Origin of the sequence: Halobacillus halophilus (assembly GCF_020171985.1) — a bacterium.
GTDB classification, from domain to species: domain Bacteria; phylum Bacillota; class Bacilli; order Bacillales; family Halobacillaceae; genus Halobacillus; species Halobacillus halophilus_A.
Genome location: NZ_JAIVAL010000014.1, coordinates 1 through 15,383, shown reverse-complemented (window position 1 = coordinate 15,383; position 15,383 = coordinate 1). Strand labels below are relative to the sequence as shown.

23 protein-coding genes are annotated in these 15,383 nt (G+C 41.1%); 17 read left to right on the top strand and 6 right to left on the bottom strand.

The features are described from left to right. Window position 1 precedes the first annotated feature (1 nt). The 4 genes from ctaF to LCM11_RS17715 all read left to right on the top strand — a co-directional run bounded on the left by ctaF (window position 2) and on the right by LCM11_RS17715 (window position 2,676). The gene (ctaF, locus tag LCM11_RS17730) at window positions 2-328 is read left to right on the top strand and encodes a cytochrome c oxidase subunit IVB (RefSeq protein ID WP_014643079.1); all 327 of its coding nucleotides are present in this window, start codon (window positions 2-4) and stop codon (window positions 326-328) included. A gap of 181 nt (window positions 329-509) precedes the next feature. After that, the gene (gene ctaG, locus LCM11_RS17725) at window positions 510-1,409 is read left to right on the top strand and encodes a cytochrome c oxidase assembly factor CtaG (RefSeq protein WP_224895613.1); all 900 of its coding nucleotides are present in this window, start codon (window positions 510-512) and stop codon (window positions 1,407-1,409) included. A gap of 76 nt (window positions 1,410-1,485) precedes the next feature. Beyond that, window positions 1,486-1,941, top strand: coding sequence for a DUF420 domain-containing protein (locus tag LCM11_RS17720; RefSeq protein ID WP_224895612.1), 456 nt, complete (start codon window positions 1,486-1,488; stop codon window positions 1,939-1,941). A gap of 192 nt (window positions 1,942-2,133) precedes the next feature. Beyond that, window positions 2,134-2,676 carry a GNAT family N-acetyltransferase gene (locus LCM11_RS17715; RefSeq protein ID WP_224895611.1) on the top strand — a complete coding sequence of 181 codons (543 nt, stop codon included), beginning with the start codon at window positions 2,134-2,136 and terminating at the stop codon, window positions 2,674-2,676. A 40-nt stretch (window positions 2,677-2,716) separates the two neighbouring features. Here LCM11_RS17715 and ytvI read toward each other — a convergent pair whose 3' ends face one another. After that, entirely contained in the window at window positions 2,717-3,775 is a 1,059-nt protein-coding gene (gene ytvI / locus LCM11_RS17710) for a sporulation integral membrane protein YtvI (protein ID WP_224895610.1), read from the bottom strand. 144 nt (window positions 3,776-3,919) lie between these two features. Continuing rightward, the gene (locus LCM11_RS17705) at window positions 3,920-4,399 is read right to left on the bottom strand and encodes a YugN family protein (RefSeq protein WP_318246158.1); all 480 of its coding nucleotides are present in this window, start codon (window positions 4,397-4,399) and stop codon (window positions 3,920-3,922) included. Window positions 4,400-4,609: 210 nt separating this feature from the next. Between LCM11_RS17705 and LCM11_RS17700 the strand changes: the two genes are divergently transcribed. From LCM11_RS17700 to LCM11_RS17680, 5 genes are all read left to right on the top strand, one after another. After that, window positions 4,610-5,038, top strand: coding sequence for a CBS domain-containing protein (locus tag LCM11_RS17700; protein WP_014643085.1), 429 nt, complete (start codon window positions 4,610-4,612; stop codon window positions 5,036-5,038). A 275-nt stretch (window positions 5,039-5,313) separates the two neighbouring features. Then, the gene (locus LCM11_RS17695; protein ID WP_224895609.1) at window positions 5,314-5,571 is read left to right on the top strand and encodes a hypothetical protein; all 258 of its coding nucleotides are present in this window, start codon (window positions 5,314-5,316) and stop codon (window positions 5,569-5,571) included. Window positions 5,572-5,613: 42 nt separating this feature from the next. Beyond that, window positions 5,614-5,919 carry a hypothetical protein gene (locus LCM11_RS17690; protein ID WP_224895608.1) on the top strand — a complete coding sequence of 102 codons (306 nt, stop codon included), beginning with the start codon at window positions 5,614-5,616 and terminating at the stop codon, window positions 5,917-5,919. 97 nt (window positions 5,920-6,016) lie between these two features. Then, entirely contained in the window at window positions 6,017-6,382 is a 366-nt protein-coding gene (ylbD, locus tag LCM11_RS17685) for a YlbD family protein (RefSeq protein ID WP_224895607.1), read from the top strand. A gap of 149 nt (window positions 6,383-6,531) precedes the next feature. After that, window positions 6,532-6,972, top strand: coding sequence for a YlbF family regulator (locus LCM11_RS17680; protein WP_224895606.1), 441 nt, complete (start codon window positions 6,532-6,534; stop codon window positions 6,970-6,972). A 2-nt stretch (window positions 6,973-6,974) separates the two neighbouring features. Here LCM11_RS17680 and LCM11_RS17675 read toward each other — a convergent pair whose 3' ends face one another. Continuing rightward, complete coding sequence (locus tag LCM11_RS17675; RefSeq protein ID WP_224895605.1) at window positions 6,975-7,298, bottom strand: hypothetical protein; 324 nt, start codon at window positions 7,296-7,298, stop codon at window positions 6,975-6,977. A gap of 100 nt (window positions 7,299-7,398) precedes the next feature. Between LCM11_RS17675 and LCM11_RS17670 the strand changes: the two genes are divergently transcribed. Further along, the gene (locus LCM11_RS17670) at window positions 7,399-7,677 is read left to right on the top strand and encodes a YlbG family protein (protein ID WP_014643091.1); all 279 of its coding nucleotides are present in this window, start codon (window positions 7,399-7,401) and stop codon (window positions 7,675-7,677) included. 32 nt (window positions 7,678-7,709) lie between these two features. On the opposite strand, the gene LCM11_RS17665 is transcribed toward LCM11_RS17670, so the two are convergent. Continuing rightward, on the bottom strand, window positions 7,710-8,099 hold the full coding sequence (locus LCM11_RS17665; protein ID WP_224895604.1) for a methylthioribose kinase: 390 nt from the start codon (window positions 8,097-8,099) through the stop codon (window positions 7,710-7,712). 203 nt (window positions 8,100-8,302) lie between these two features. On the opposite strand from LCM11_RS17665, the gene LCM11_RS17660 reads away from it, so the two are divergent. From LCM11_RS17660 to coaD, 3 genes are all read left to right on the top strand, one after another. After that, window positions 8,303-8,440 (top strand): hypothetical protein, encoded by a 138-nt coding sequence (locus tag LCM11_RS17660; RefSeq protein WP_224895603.1) that lies wholly within the window; start codon window positions 8,303-8,305, stop codon window positions 8,438-8,440. 107 nt (window positions 8,441-8,547) lie between these two features. Next, window positions 8,548-9,129, top strand: coding sequence for a 16S rRNA (guanine(966)-N(2))-methyltransferase RsmD (rsmD, locus tag LCM11_RS17655; protein ID WP_263622688.1), 582 nt, complete (start codon window positions 8,548-8,550; stop codon window positions 9,127-9,129). Between the two features lie 12 nt (window positions 9,130-9,141). Further along, window positions 9,142-9,621: a pantetheine-phosphate adenylyltransferase gene (gene coaD / locus LCM11_RS17650; RefSeq protein WP_014643094.1), complete on the top strand. Its 480-nt coding sequence runs from the start codon at window positions 9,142-9,144 to the stop codon at window positions 9,619-9,621. A 10-nt stretch (window positions 9,622-9,631) separates the two neighbouring features. Here the strand turns inward: coaD and ylbJ are convergent, their stop codons facing one another. Next, window positions 9,632-10,918 (bottom strand): sporulation integral membrane protein YlbJ, encoded by a 1,287-nt coding sequence (ylbJ, locus tag LCM11_RS17645; RefSeq protein ID WP_224895601.1) that lies wholly within the window; start codon window positions 10,916-10,918, stop codon window positions 9,632-9,634. Between the two features lie 94 nt (window positions 10,919-11,012). On the opposite strand from ylbJ, the gene LCM11_RS17640 reads away from it, so the two are divergent. Further along, on the top strand, window positions 11,013-11,801 hold the full coding sequence (locus LCM11_RS17640) for a patatin-like phospholipase family protein (protein ID WP_224895600.1): 789 nt from the start codon (window positions 11,013-11,015) through the stop codon (window positions 11,799-11,801). Between the two features lie 4 nt (window positions 11,802-11,805). Beyond that, window positions 11,806-12,828 carry a SepM family pheromone-processing serine protease gene (locus LCM11_RS17635; RefSeq protein WP_224895599.1) on the top strand — a complete coding sequence of 341 codons (1,023 nt, stop codon included), beginning with the start codon at window positions 11,806-11,808 and terminating at the stop codon, window positions 12,826-12,828. Window positions 12,829-12,866: 38 nt separating this feature from the next. On the opposite strand, the gene LCM11_RS17630 is transcribed toward LCM11_RS17635, so the two are convergent. Further along, a complete protein-coding gene (locus LCM11_RS17630) occupies window positions 12,867-14,072 on the bottom strand; it encodes a nucleotidyltransferase (RefSeq protein ID WP_224895598.1) in 1,206 nt (401 codons plus the stop codon). Between the two features lie 206 nt (window positions 14,073-14,278). On the opposite strand from LCM11_RS17630, the gene LCM11_RS17625 reads away from it, so the two are divergent. Together LCM11_RS17625 and rpmF are read left to right on the top strand one after the other, a co-directional pair. Further along, window positions 14,279-14,800: a YceD family protein gene (locus LCM11_RS17625; RefSeq protein WP_224895597.1), complete on the top strand. Its 522-nt coding sequence runs from the start codon at window positions 14,279-14,281 to the stop codon at window positions 14,798-14,800. A gap of 47 nt (window positions 14,801-14,847) precedes the next feature. Further along, window positions 14,848-15,021: a 50S ribosomal protein L32 gene (rpmF, locus tag LCM11_RS17620; RefSeq protein ID WP_014643101.1), complete on the top strand. Its 174-nt coding sequence runs from the start codon at window positions 14,848-14,850 to the stop codon at window positions 15,019-15,021. Window positions 15,022-15,383: the final 362 nt, after the last annotated feature.

Here is a 15,383-nt window from a genome sequence, read left to right as displayed (position 1 = left end):
AATGGCAAATAGTTCCCATTCGAAGCCAACTAGACAGATGGAATACGAAAAGAAGCAGCATAAAGAGGAGATGAAGCAGCAGGTTATCACCTTTGTGCTTATGATTCTGTTTACCTTTGTAGCTTTTGGCATGGTGATTATGGAAGTGAATTCCTATTTCGTCATTCCGACATTAATTATCCTGGCTATTGTACAGGTGGCATTCCAGCTTTATTACTTTATGCACATGAAGAATAAAGGACATAATATGCCTGCCTTAATGATGTATGGTGGCGCTGCTGTAGCAGGACTTACCATTATCACTTTTTCCTCCATTATCTGGTGGTAATCCAACTAAAAAGATAATAGGTAACGTATTACAAAAAGACCGGTTTCCCGGTCTTTTTGTATGCCTGCGAAAGTTATGGCTAAATTATGAACAATCCTTGATCTCCCTTTGAAGGACTCGTTTTTTTATGGAAAGTTAGTTAAAATAGAGAAGAAAGAAATTAAACTGAGGTGAGATGCCAATGTGGTTAGAACTTCAAATATTCGGCTTCCGAGCTTTATGGAGTCCTTTTTATTTGCTCTTTGTCTGTTTGTTAGCGGCTCTTTATTTTTATATAACTGGACCAAAAAGACCTGAAGGGGAGAAACACCCTTCTATATCACAGCAAGTGATGTTCTATTCAGGTATGGTTCTGCTCTACGTAATTAAGGGATCGCCTGTAGATCTGTTAGGTCACATCATGTTTACCGCTCACATGACGCAGATGGCCCTGTATTATCTGCTATTCCCAATACTCGTTATTAAAGGATTGCCGTCCTGGATTTGGAAGAAGCTTTTTCAAGTAAAAGGGCTGGGAAATATACTGCGTTTTTTCACCAAGCCTCTTTTGTCGCTTCTGTTATTTAACGGTCTATTTTCTCTTTACCATATGCCTGTGATTTTTGACTTTGCTAAATCCAATGAATTCGCACACGCCATTATTACTACGGTCATCCTGTTTACGGCATTTGTGATGTGGGTGTCTGTTTTCCCACCACTAAAAGAGTTAAACAGACTCAGCCCGATCATGAAGATTGGTTTTATTTTTGCGAATGGAGTACTAATTACTCCTGCCTGCGGATTAATTATCTTTGCAGGAACTCCTTTATACGAAACCTATTCCCAATCCGGGGCCTGGATTCAGGCGATGAGTTTATGTGTGCCTGCTAATGTATTAAATGATATCGCAGCCAATTTAAGCGGGCCAAGTTACTTCACGCCGATGCCACTGGTTGAAGATCAGCAATTGGGCGGTATCATTATGAAAATTACTCAAGAAATCATTTTTGGAGCGATTATTGCCTATATATTCTTCAGCTGGTTTAACCAGGAGAGAAATACTATTGATCCAATACCTTCTCATATACCAAGCGAATCATAAGATCGGGGAAAGTCTATAACCGTGAATAGACTTTCCCTGACCTATTGTTTTCAGTTGTCCGAAAAGAGGTGGAAAAATGCCATTATTACCGACCCTTAGTACTTTTTTTATTGTGTTAAGTGCTGTACTCGTAGCCATTGGCTGGGTACTCATCGCTAAGAATAAGAGATCCGCTCATAAAAAAGTGATGATTGCCGGAGCAATCAGCGCTTTAACGTTTTTTATAATATATGTAAGTCGAACTGTGTTTGTCGGAAATACTAGTTTCGGAGGTCCCGATGAAATCAAGATTTATTATACGGTTTTTCTGATCTTTCATATCCTATTGGCCACAGTAGGCGCGGTTTTTGGAATTATTACCTTAACCCTTGCGTTTAAGCGCAGAATTCCAAAACACCGTAAAGTAGGGCCAATCACGAGTATTATCTGGTTTTCTACGGCTATTACAGGTGTAGCAGTGTACTTACTTCTATACATTATTTATGACGGCGGGACCACAACCAGCATGATAAAAGCTATATTAGGGACATAGAGATGTAAAAAAGCAACGAGCGCTAAAGCGTTACGTTGCTTTTTTAGCTTATTAAATTTTACTACGACGCTCGTACGCTGCTATAAAGGTGCAGAGAAAATAGATCCTTTTAACAACGTTTAAGCGAGTGGAAGAACAGGTATATAGAAGACTATAATTACGTGAGCATACATAGGAAAGGAATGGAACTGAATGAGTGTATACACAGAGCGCCTGCGGTTGATGCCTGTTTCATTGGAGTTAGCTCAAACGCTAATGAAAAATCCCCTGGCTTTTTATTATAAGTATCAGCTGCCCTGGAATAAAAACTGGCCGCATTATGGATTAAAGGCTATTATGCCTATTTACGCAGAAAAACTGGAGCAGGATGAAGAAGAACTTGGTTTTGGGCCATGGGTCATAATGGATGCATCGGCAAAACGAGTCATAGGTGATATTGGATTTAAAGGAAGGCCCGACAATAATGGAATTATTGAAATTGGATATCACATTGTTCCTTCAGAAAGAAATGCGGGTTATGCTTCTGAAGCTGTCGACCATTTGTGTACATGGGCGTTTAGTCAACCAGAAGTAAAGGGTGTGGAAGCAGAATGTGATCGGGAAAACATTGCTTCTCAGAAAGTTTTGATCAATAATGGGTTTTCTCATACTGGTAAAAGCGGAGATATACTATTATTTAAAAAGGAAAAGAAAGTGCATAACCCAAAGCCTAATCGTTATAAAGAAGGTTTATAAAAAGCCTGAAGCTATTTAGCTTCAGGCTTTTTTCAATCAATTATAGTTTAAAGTTCCATTTTATAATTCCGGCTTCTTTGGCAGAATTGAAGGCAATCACTACCAGTGGGCCTAAGATAAAACCAACCAGCCCGATAAGTTGGAGACCAAGGTACATGGCTATTAAAGTAGCGAGCGGGGAAAGTCCGATATGGCGGCCCATAACCTTCGGCTCGACCGTTCTGCGAATGGCTAATAAGGTAATCGCCAATATACCGAGTTTGGCCCCCATTGAAATGTCCCCAATAATCAGCATATACACCGACCAGGGACCAAGAATAACGATGGAGCCGATAATAGGAATGAAATCAATCATCCATATAATCAGTGACATGATAAGAGCCACTTCAGGTGCTATCCATAACAATCCCGCTAAAGAAACGATAAATATGATGATACTCACTAAAAACTGGGCTTTTAAGAAACCAAAAACTACATACGCTAAGCGTGCATTCATAAACTTAACTTTCTCAGAAGTTGCTTCTGTAAAACCAGCATGCATTTTTTCCCTGAGACGGGGCAGTTCCAGCATAAATAGAAACAGAGCAATTAAATATACAAGAAAACTGACTAAATATTCAGGTATTTTGGCAGCTACAGACGCAATATTGGAAAGCTGGAGCTGCTGGGAAATAGCTGTAGTAGTGCGATCAAAAGCATTCGTTAATTCATTCGCTACTTTATCGACGAATTCCTGGGGCATATTGCGCGTGAAACTGTCCATATTGTTCTGCCAATTCAGAAGTACCTGATTCATTTGATTAATATATTCCGGCGCATGATCGGCAAGCTGAACGATTTGAGCAACGGCCCTGGTAACCGCAAACGTCCCAAGTAACCCCAGAAAGATCAGAAACAGCAAAAATACAATGGTAACAGCCATTTTTCGGTTCATTCGGAACCGGAATTGCATCCATCGAATGGATGGGTTAAGGAATAAAGCAGTCACCAGAGCTAAAATTAATGGGATAGAGACTGGCAGTATATAATATCCCGCTATAATAAGTAGTATGAAAAGCCCTATGAGGACCCATTGTTTTTTAGTTAGATATCGGAACAATTTATGTATGGATCTCCTTTCCCTAAACCGACTCGACAAATATGGAAGGCATTTTTAAAAAAAGCCGCTCATCATATAAGTAATGATGTGCGACTCCATTGGAACATTCAGAACATCGGATGGGCCAAAACCGTAGGAAGTCGTTTATTTACGCTGGTCCGGGTTGTTGGAAAGCTCTTTAACTTTTTCAAGAACTTCCTGGTTCTGGTTCTCTTCCGCCCATTTAGTTAGTTTCTCAAGCACGATATGCTCAGGTACCTGATTATGGTATTTATTCGCAGGCTCCTGAATTTTTTTAATTAAATTTCTTGCTTTTTCAATAATACCTTCAGAAAAACCTTCCTGTTCGCCGTATTCTACGCCGTGTGGGTAGTAATGACGTCCAAGTAGAGGGTCCATCAGCCGGATAACCGCATCACCACGGTCGACATCTCCTTCAATGGCGAAGCCCTGTACGCGTACGTAATACGTTACGTTTTTCTCTGGAGCATCCAATTTATAGTCGTAGGTCACACGTTCGTAATCCCAGGATCCACCTAGAATGAAACCGTTACTTTCCATTAGTTCCGTTAAGGGTCTGAAATCTACAACCAGTCCATCTAAACCTGTGCTTTCTAGTTTCATCTCTTCCACCTCACAAATAGTATGTATTTCATTAATTTTAGTACGAAAAAGCTGAACTTGCAATTTCTGAGATTTCTTATACGCCTTTATTCAGCATTATAGACGTTATCTATTTAATTATACTACATAAGGATCACGGTTGCATGTAATAATTTTGTTGAAATGGGGACACTAATCATTGATATTGAATTACTATAAGGAGGATTTCCTATGAAAACAGTGAAAGACATAATGACTAGTGATGTATCTGTCTGCCGTACAGATGATACGCTTAGTTCGGCTGCTCAAATTATGAAGCAGAAGAACGTAGGAGCTGTTCCTGTATGTGATAATCAGGGTCAGTTGATGGGTATGGTAACCGACCGTGACTTAGTTCTGCGTGGTTATGCCGATAAGAAACCAGAAACTACTCCAATTCAGCAGGTCATGAGCGATCGTTTATACAACTGTAGCCCAGAGACTACGCTTGAAGAAGCGAGTAAAATAATGGCTGAGCATCAAATCCGCAGACTTCCAGTCGTGGAAAATGGAAAATTATCAGGGATCATCTCTCTTGGTGATTTATCTGTAGAAGATATGTCAGATCATGCAGCTGGCGTAGCTCTTCAAGACATTTCTGAACGCCCTGAACTTCATTAAGTGATTCAATATAAAGATCTGCTGTTCTCAGCAGGTCTTTTATTTGTATAAAGGAAGCGATAGCGGGTTTTTCAGACATCCGTAATATAATCATTCAAAACTTATTGGCATCAGTACGGAGTATTTACCTTAAAATCAGCACCTGTGAAATACAAGCTAACTAAATGAGAAATTGTATATGAAGCTGACGTAAACCTGTGATAAGCTTAGCGCATCAAAGAACAATGGATGAAATTTCAATGCTAGCTATAGGAGAGGGGGAGAGTTTTAAATCTATGCGCAAGTTTGCAGATGACACGTTTATTATGTTGGTCTCCCTGTTTTTATTTTACCTATTCGTGTTGAACGTTAAGAATTTTACATTTTTGGGCGGCAGGCAGATACTCCTTTTGTTAGCTTCGATCAGTATGGTGGCGGTTAGTCTATGGATTGGAGTCAAATTGAGTAAATGGCTGCATTCTTTCAGATACACCTTTATTATAAAGGCACTCTTATCTGGTGCCATCCTCTTATTTTTCAGTTACCAGCTTTAAGCCCCTTATTATTATTCCTCAACTCAACTGAAGAAAGTGGGCATGAAACAGGCAGCATCCTATTTTCAGCTTAGCGAAGAAATACAATCGGATGAAGAACGTGCACACAAGGTACAAGCAATAATGACCGAAATGATGGCCTTTGGCACTTTACAATCTGAACAACTTCCAAAAGGAGAGGTAGTCGACATACATACGCTTGAAATAACCCGGGACTACTATAGATTTCACTTAGCGTTGGAGATCAGACGCTCCTTTGGAACAGATATTTTAAAAGAAACATATCGATTCACGTTCACGAGAGAGGATGGAAGGTTTAAAATCAACGGAATTGAAAAATTAGACTAGAACGTCCTGCTTTTCTCAAATTTCCTTCAAGGGATAAGAACGTCCTTATTTTAGGTGCATAGGCTATAGAGTAGATCTAACAGTGAGGTGTGAACTTATGAGTACAAATGAATTGCACCCGAATGTCCAGCGCTTTAAAGAGTTTGTAGATGATCATCCTCGTGTAAAGGAACAAATCCGGAAAAATCATAAACTGATTCAAAGTTATTATGAAAAGTGGATGATTTTGGGGGCGGAGGATCCTTTCTGGGAATCCCTGCCTGAGGTGAAGAAGAGTACTTCATCAAATAAGAAGGATTGGTTTAAGCAGTTAGGAGCATTAATGGAGGATCTGGACTGGGAAGAGGTATCTCGTCATATGGAGGAACTGAATGGGGCATTAGGACAATTTCAACAATTTTTATCTAAAGCTAAGAAAGATTCCAACAAAGATCGCAAAGAGTTAGAGTACCCTTATTATTAAGAACAGGCCTTAATACTCCTAATGGCAACGGCATCTAATTGCTAGGTGCAGGAAAATATTCTTTATCAAATAGGACAGCAGGGAATGAGGAAACTCATTTCAATCTGCTGTCCTATTTGATAAGATAGAAGTGGAGGTGGACATCTAAAATGCTAGCTACAATGGAAATTGTCGATCTGCTCGATAGTTCAGAAACGATTGGCCATATGGTCATGAATTCAGATACCATGCATCATTATAATGAAGCGAAGTTCGCTCTTGAGAATGATCGTGAGGCACAGGCGCTCATCAAGAGATTTGCTGATATAAAAGAACACTACGAGGATGTACAGCGTTTCGGGCGCTATCATCCAGATTATCATGATATTATGAAGAAAGTCCGGTCGGTGAAAAGAGAAATGGACATGCACGAAACTGTTGCCCATTTTAAAAAAGCGGAGCGTGAAGTGCAAAAGCTGTTAGATGAAATCAGCGAAAACGTGGCTTTTAGTGTAAGTGAACAAATAAAAGTTCCCAAAAATGGGATGGCTCTTACCGATTCCGGCTGCAGTGGCGGATGCGGAAGCGGCGGAAGCTGTGGGTGCTCTTAAGTTTAAGTGAATCGGATGCAGTCATCACAGAAGTTTCCGCAGCAGAACATTTTCCGTTGAGGCACTAGAAAACGCACACGATACACATAAAACGCCTGACTTTTGCGTACATAACTCATCGCAAGGGTCAGGCGTTTTCCTTTCATTGCTTTAGCAGCGGACTTCTTCAGCTGATCTTCCACTACCGATTGGTCAGCTTCACAATCCGGCCAGACATACACAAAAGGCAGCCCGGTAATTTGTTTAAATTGCACACTCTTCAAAACAGGAGACTGTTGCAAATCTTTTGAAAAAATCTCAAATGCCTGTTCGTGGTCCGTCTTCATAAAAAAGACTCCTTTTAGAAAGAATAGTCAGAGAATAATTGCCGTTCACTTTATCTTTTGGTACACTGACGGTAAATACTACGTAAAGCAGGGTGTCGTCATGATTAAAACGAAACGACAAGGTATTATTGTATATTTTCAACATATGAAGAATGTCAGGCAGATAAAAAAACACGGCCATCTCATTCATGCCTCTAAAAAGTTAAAATATGCAGTACTATACGTGAATGAAGAGGATTTAGAGTTCAAAATGGAAAAACTAGAGCGGTTACCATTTGTTTCCCGTGTTATTCCTTCGCATAAACCTGAAATTCAGACGGATTATGAAAATGCAAAACCTGATAAAGCTAAGCAATATGATTACAAAATGGGCATATAAAAAAGAGGTCTCCGTCAGGGAGGCCTCTTTTATTATGAGAGTGGAGCGATAAATTTGTTCATTCGTAAAATACCGATTAAATGCTGATAAAACAATTCAGTTTCCGGAAATAACCTTGATGGTTTGATGGTAAATTCGGCTACCTCTTTTCCAGCATTTTCAGCCATTTCTTTAAACAAATCAAATCGTTTATTCGGCTGCTCATGAGGATTTGGTATTCCTTCCCGGCAGATGTAGATCGGCTGAAACTTATCCCCACGGGCCGGCTTCATAACCAGGGATAATGATGCGAGGGGTTTTCCATTTACTTCGCTGTAGAAAGCGATCGCATGCTGAATTCTCTCTGGCATAAGTGACCCCAGTTCAATTAGTTCATAAATATCAGCATAACCTTCTCCGAGTTCGATGAATTTCTGGATCATAATGGTCTACTTCCTTTCCTAAACACATTCAAGACTACACTAGCAAAAAATAGCAGGCTTGTGAACTCCGATTAAGGGATCAATTCATTTAATCAAAAGTGCTTCTTTGTAGGCGGTGAGTTTTTGCACTGAATTGAAGAAACATGGTAAGTAATAAAGCTTCGCTGTTTTTTATGCAAGCGTATAAACAGGGTAAACCTTTAATGGCCAAAAAAATAGGGCTGTCCATCATGGACAGCCCTGCTTCCTCGAACCCTGAGATTCAAGAAAGTAAAGGGAGAGGAGAAACCGGAGGAAGTACTTATGGGGATGTAAGCCTTCTCCGTTTTCAGAAGCAGTAATCTGCTTCAATTCTAGTATGGACTTGTCCTTTTTCTTTTATTCAGGGGAAATGGAATTCTTTATTAAAACCTTGAATTTCCTGCAGCCTTCATTTTGTGGTAGGATTATGGGGAATGATGACAAAAGAGGTGTACAAACGATGCGAGTAATTGCGGGTGACTTTAAAGGGCGTCAGTTAAAATCTGTCCCGACTCATCAAACTCGGCCAACTACGGATAAAGTAAAGGAAGCCGTTTTCCATAAGATTGGTCCTTTTTTTGATGGAGGTAAAGCTTTAGATCTGTTTGCAGGAAGCGGAGGCCTTGGCATTGAAGCGTTGAGCAGAGGGGTGTCGTCCTGTATATTTGTAGATCAGCAGCAAAAAGCGATCCAGACCATATATGAAAATATCCATACATTGGATTTAACGGATCGTACAGAAGTGTTCAAAACAGATGCCAAGCGTGCCATGAAAGCAGCAGGCAAACGAGGGTTAACGTTCGATTACATATTTCTTGATCCTCCTTATAAAAAGTTTTCCTACAAGGAGCTAATGGAAGCGCTTTTAGATTATGAATTGCTGGCCGAGCACGGAATTATTGTTTGTGAACACGATGCGTCTGAAGAAATCCCTGTATCAGTAGGGCGGTTGAATCAGATGGATTCAGATGTATATGGAAGTAATATAGGTGTGACAATATTTAAGTAAGGAGGGATTACAATGCCCACATTAGCTATATGTCCAGGCAGCTTTGACCCAGTTACATACGGTCATTTAGATATTATTCAGCGAGGTGCAAAGGTGTTTGACCACGTAATTGTTGCTGTGTTCAATAATCAAAGTAAAGCGCCTCTGTTTGATGTGGAGGAACGCTGCGGGCTCCTTAGAGAAGTAACCAAAAATTTGGATAATGTATCTGTTGATTCTTGCAGTGGCTTGTTAATGGATTATGCAGAAGAAAAGAATGCCCAGGCAATCATACGTGGATTACGGGCCGTCAGTGATTTCGAATATGAGATGCAGATTACATCAATGAACCGCAAATTGAACGCTGATATTGAGACGTTCTTTATGATGACAAATAATCAGTACTCTTTCTTAAGTTCCAGCATCGTAAAAGAAGTAGCCAAATACAGAGCGAGTATATCAGATTTAGTGCCTCCTCCTGTAGAGAAAGCATTATTTACTAAGTTTGAATAACAAATGACCACTACGAAATATGTTCGTAGTGGTCATTTTCATTTGGTTTGCTGCGATGAGATCGCCATTTCACAAACATGGTAAACATAATCATGACAATGGTGATCGGCGGTCCGTAATGGTGAAAAAATTCAAGGAGTGGAATCGTAAGCTGTTCGGTCGGGTTCCATATGGGAAGGCTGTCAGCCGGCTCCGAAGGAATATAGATAAAAATGTATAGAAAAGCAATCATTAAGGATGCAATCGCTCCGTGAGTCAGCCTGGAAAGGGCATAGGGCTTAAAACGGATATCTGTTTCTGCTATGATGCTTGCAATTTGAGCCTGGATAGAGAACCCGTGAAAGCCCAGGATGAAACTTACAAGCATGAGCTGCGCTAGTAAAGATTCGTGTGTTTGAGTCACGGCCCCAATTCCAGTAGTCATCTCCAGCATCCCGGCCATAAGCGGTATAGGAAAGCTTTCAGGCAGGCCGATCATATGGAAAATAGGGGATAGAGCAGGCAGAATCCCTGTTCGTTTCAACAGTTCTGTCAACACGGAAAATAACATGATAAATCCGCCGACCATCAGAAGGGTGTCAACGGAACGGGAAACGGCATCACCCATTAATTTTCCTATGGATCGACCATCATCTAAACGAGACTGATGCATGGTAATGAAAGCTTCTCTGAAGGTCGGATAGGTTTGGTCACGAATGTGCGACTCTTCTTTTCTTTTATAGAAGCGCATAGCTATACCTACTATGAAGTTGCCTCCATAATGAGCGATAGCTAGAATCACTCCGAGCGAAGCATTGTGAAAAAAGCCTACAGCTACAGCTCCAAAAAGAAAAAGCGGACTGGATGCATTGGTAAAAGAGATGAGGCGTTCTGCTTCAATTTGAGAGATTTGACCTTTCTTTCTAAGGTCAGCTGTCCATTTAGCTCCGCTAGGGTAACCACTTGCCATTCCCATGACCCATACAAATCCGCCGGACCCAGGTACATTGAACAAAGGACGCATAAATCGTTCGCTCAAGGCTCCAAGACCATGAACCACACCAAATCCAATAAGCAATTCAGCCGTAATAAAGAAGGGTAGAAGCGATGGAAAAACCACTTCCCACCAAAGATCAAGTCCCCTTAAACTGGCGGTCAAGGCAGCTTTAGGGTATATGATTAATGATATGGCAAAACCAAGTGTTAAGCAGGTCAGCCACATCGTCTTTATTTTGGAAATAAGGAACGCCTCCTCAACGTGCACGGTTTTCTGTACTTCTAATATCATCCATAGTAGAATGAGGATATATTTGGACATGTAACAGGAAGGCTAGTCTATATTCCATATGTACGCTCATAAGATAACGATTTATTCCATAAAATATAGCAAAGTCTTGAAGGGGGAATAGCAGGTGGGAGGTCCGAAGATTGGTTTGGCGCTAGGTTCGGGAGGAGCACGCGGTTTTTCTCACCTGGGCGTTCTCAAGGTTCTTAAAAGTTACGGAATTCCAATCGATATGATAGCGGGGAGCAGCATGGGAGCTTTAGTAGGCTCTTTTTTTGCGGCTGGACAAAAGATCGAGGATATGTATAAACTCGCTTTTACGTTTAAACGGAAATATTATTTGGATTTCACCGTCCCGAAAATGGGCTTTATCCAGGGCCGACGGATTAAAGAGTACATTCGTCTTTTTACTTTTGGGAAGAACATAGAGGATTTCCCTCTTCCTATGGCGATTATTGCGACCGATCTGTATGCCGGGCAAAAGATGATTTTTACAGATGGTCCTGCCAGTGAGGCAGTCCGGGCTAGCATCGCCATTCCCGGGATTTTTGTGCCGGAACGAATCAATGATCGTTTGTATATTGATGGAGGTGTGATGGACCGTGTGCCCGTATCTGTTGTGAAACAGATGGGAGCAGACATAGTAATCGCAGTAGATTGCGCTCATTTTGACGCCGATCCCAATATCAATACTATCTATGATGTTATTACTCAAAGTATAGACATCATGCAGGATGAATTAGTGAATGCTATGGGAGTATCAACAGATGCTGATGTTATGATTCGTCCAGATGTATCCAAATATAGTTCCCGCGCTTTTACGAACATTGAAGATATCGTAGCCGCCGGGGAAGCAGCAGCAGAAGACCAGATTAAAAACATCCAAACCAGGCTTGCTGCGTGGAAGGAGCCCTAAAAGAATGAAAGCCAATAAACGCGTATTAATTACTGGAATCATAACCGCACTGATTATTGCATTTTTAGCGGCATATCGATTACCGTTCTATATTTACAAACCAGGTTCTGCCGACGCTTTGGATCCGATTGTCGAAGTGGTCGATGGATATGAAAGTGAAGGAGATATGCATCTGGTAACCGTGAGAGGCGGACAGGCCACACCCATTCAGTGGCTGATGGCTAAAATCAGGCCATACAACCAGGTTTATCCGATCGAACAAATCCGCCCAGAGGGTATATCAGAAGAAGAATATTACCACGCTCAGCTGCAAATGATGGAATCTTCTCAGGAAGCGGCTAAAGTGGTCGCCTACCAGGCGGCAAATAGAGACATTGAAATTAATTTTGAAGGCGTTTTTGTCATGAGTGTAATTCAAGGAATGCCTGCAGAAGAAAAGCTGCAATCAGGAGACGAAATTCTGGAAGTTGATGGAAACAAAATCGAGGAGTCCAGCGACTTGATTAATTATGTTACGGATATGAAAAAAGGATCAAATGTAACGTTAACAATTAAAAGAGATGAAGAGACGCTTCAAAAAGACATCGAGCTTGCTCCATTCCCTGACAACCCGGATAAAGTAGGCGTAGGAATTTCGCTCGTAACGGATCGCTCCGTAAAGGTCGATCCAGAAGTTAAAGTGAAGAGTGGAGAAATCGGCGGACCCAGTGCTGGTTTAATGTTCTCGCTCGAGATCTATGATCAGTTAACAGAAAATGATATTACCAAAGGATTTCAAATTGCGGGGACCGGTGAGATTAACTACGAAGGGCAAGTGGGAAGAATCGGCGGTATAGATAAGAAAGTGGTAGCCGCTTCTAACGATGGGGCGGACATCTTTTTTGCTCCGAATGAAGAAGGACGTGAAAACTCTAATTATCAAGTAGCAAAACGGACCGCAGAGGACATTGAGACAGATATGAAAGTAGTTCCCGTGGATACATTCCAGGAGGCTTTAACCTATCTTAAGGACCTTAAACCAGCTTAATGTGAAAGAAGCAGCCTCTAAAGAAGGCTGCTTCTTTTTTAATGGTGAACAGGGGCGCCGTATTCTCTTTTGATCATTGCGTTTCTTACAGGGGCTTCTAAGACACTATAGTAGGCGATTGCAGCTCTTTCTTCAATATCCAGCATCAGATGGTTCATTTGCTGGGGCTGTGTAAGTAAGGGGATTCTCATCTGTTTCTTAGCCGAACGCAAGTAATCTTTACCGGTATCACTCATAGCTAATACGCGTACATAAGGTGGAGGCTGGTTCAGCAGCAATTGAGCATCCTGCTTTTCTGTGCCTGTCAAAATGTGCACGAGCGTGCGCTGCAATCTTGTCCACGTATAACGTTTCGTCTTTAATTTTTCCATAAACTGCTGAAAATTTTCAGTTTCTTTCATGATTCGTTGAAGTCGGTGTTCAAGCCCTTCATCGACTCCTTGAATAGAACGAAGATCTTTCGGTTTTAAAGTTAAAATTTTGTGCTGCAGTAAGGAGAAATATTGATTCCATTCATGCCACTGCCCCTTGCTTTCCTTATATAAAAGCAGCTGGTCCCGGGTGGCTTCCGGAATAGAGTCCTGCACAAGTTGGTTCATGCCGGCAGCTAAGAGTTCTTTTCTTATACTGGTGGCACTTGCAATATTCCCTTCAATCGTTTCGTCATGGTAATGATTTTTTTCTCTTTTGATGGTAAGCGGACGAATCTTATGATTATAGGCAAGGATTTGTTTTACGTAGCTGTAGCCCAGAATATTGTTCGGTAGGGCCAGATCAATACTGTTCGTTGGCAAGTCAACAGCCTGGTAACCAAAACGGGAGGCTTCAGGAAACGAGTACCCCTGATTTAAATATTTCCTCACCGTTTCATCATACAGCCCCGCATGACGCTCTAAGTGGTCGTGAGCGCTAAGAAAAGACTGTATTTCGCCACTTTCACTGCCGAAGCAGATTGATTCCACCCCAATTTCAGAAAGAGTCTGAACAGCTCCCTGACTGAAATAGTCACTGTGCTCAACAGCATATATGTAGGGAAGTTCCAGTACGAGATCCGCACCAGATTTTAAGGCTGCTTGAGCCCGGTGCCATTTATCAATGATGGCAGGCTCCCCGCGCTGCAGGAAGCTTCCACTCATGATGGCAATCATGCAATCAGCTTCTGCTGTTTCTTTCGAGCGTTCCAAGTGATAAAGATGACCATTATGAAAAGGATTGTATTCCACGATAACCCCGCATGCTTTCAAATAAGTTCCTCCTTCAAAATAAAGTAGATTTTCACATGGATTTAATTTATTTTATCATGAAGAGGAAGAAAATTCGCATACAAAGGGCAAAATATGTTATCTTAATGAAACCATTGAGAAATGAGTAGCATTTGCTGTAAAGAAAAAATATTGACAAATGACGTAAATCCTTTTACAATAACTCTTGTTGCCATGAGGTGATAACTATGAAATTTCCTCTCCAGAAACTTAAACAAGCAGGTGACGAACCGTTTGTTTTTGAAGAAGAGGTAGATATTCGCGAATTAGAAGAAATGAATAATGACATTCGCAGGATTTCCCCTGTCCATGTCAAAGGTCAAGCCGTCACACACGGAAATGATATTACGGTGACTTTTTCAATTGATGGAGAAATGGTTTTACCTTGTGCCCGGACATTAGTCGATGTGACTTATCCGTTTGAAATTGATGCACTGGAAGCCTTCAGTCTTTCTCCATATCATGAGGAAGAAGATGATTCCGAAGTTCATCCAGTGCAGGGAGAAGTGCTTGACTTGACGCCTTATATCAAGGAAAATGTACAGTTGGAGATTCCAACGAGAGTATTTTCCAATGATAATGAGGCTCAGGATGCAGCCCCCCAGGAAGGGAAAGGCTGGCAAGTAGTTACTGAGGAACCAGAGGAAAACAAAGTGGATCCTCGAATGGCTAAACTGCAATCATTATTAGATGAAAAAGAAGACGAATAAGAAAATCGTTTCGATTTTCTCATCGTAAATAAAAGGAGGTGTAGAACATGGCAGTACCAAAGCGCAGAACGTCTAAAAAAGTCAAAAATCAACGCCGTACTCACAAAAAACTTCACGCACCAAAAATGCACAAGTGTGAAAATTGCGGTGAGTTCACTAAGCCACACCATGTTTGCAAATCTTGTGGACAATACAACGGAAAACAAGTGGTTAACAACTAAAATTCTTGTTGGAGAAAGAGTCTGAACATAAGTCAGGCTCTTTTTTTATGTTCGAATCTTTTAACTGTTGAAGCTTTCTTCATAGTAGCCTTATTCCACAATCGGGCCGTTTTGTTGAAGACTCAGTTTCGAGATATTAGGTTAGGGTGAAGGTCCTGCGGGGGACGATTCCGCTTTCCGTGGGCATGTGGTAAGCTTCCTCAGGCTTCGCCTTCCGGGATCTTACCGATCATGTTCATCCCACAGGAGATTCCTATGGGATTTCAAATAGGGGTTCTTGTATGAAAAAAAGCCCTCCGTTATGATGCATTTGTACCTACAAATACAAACATCAAAAGGAGGACTCCTCTATGAATCATAAA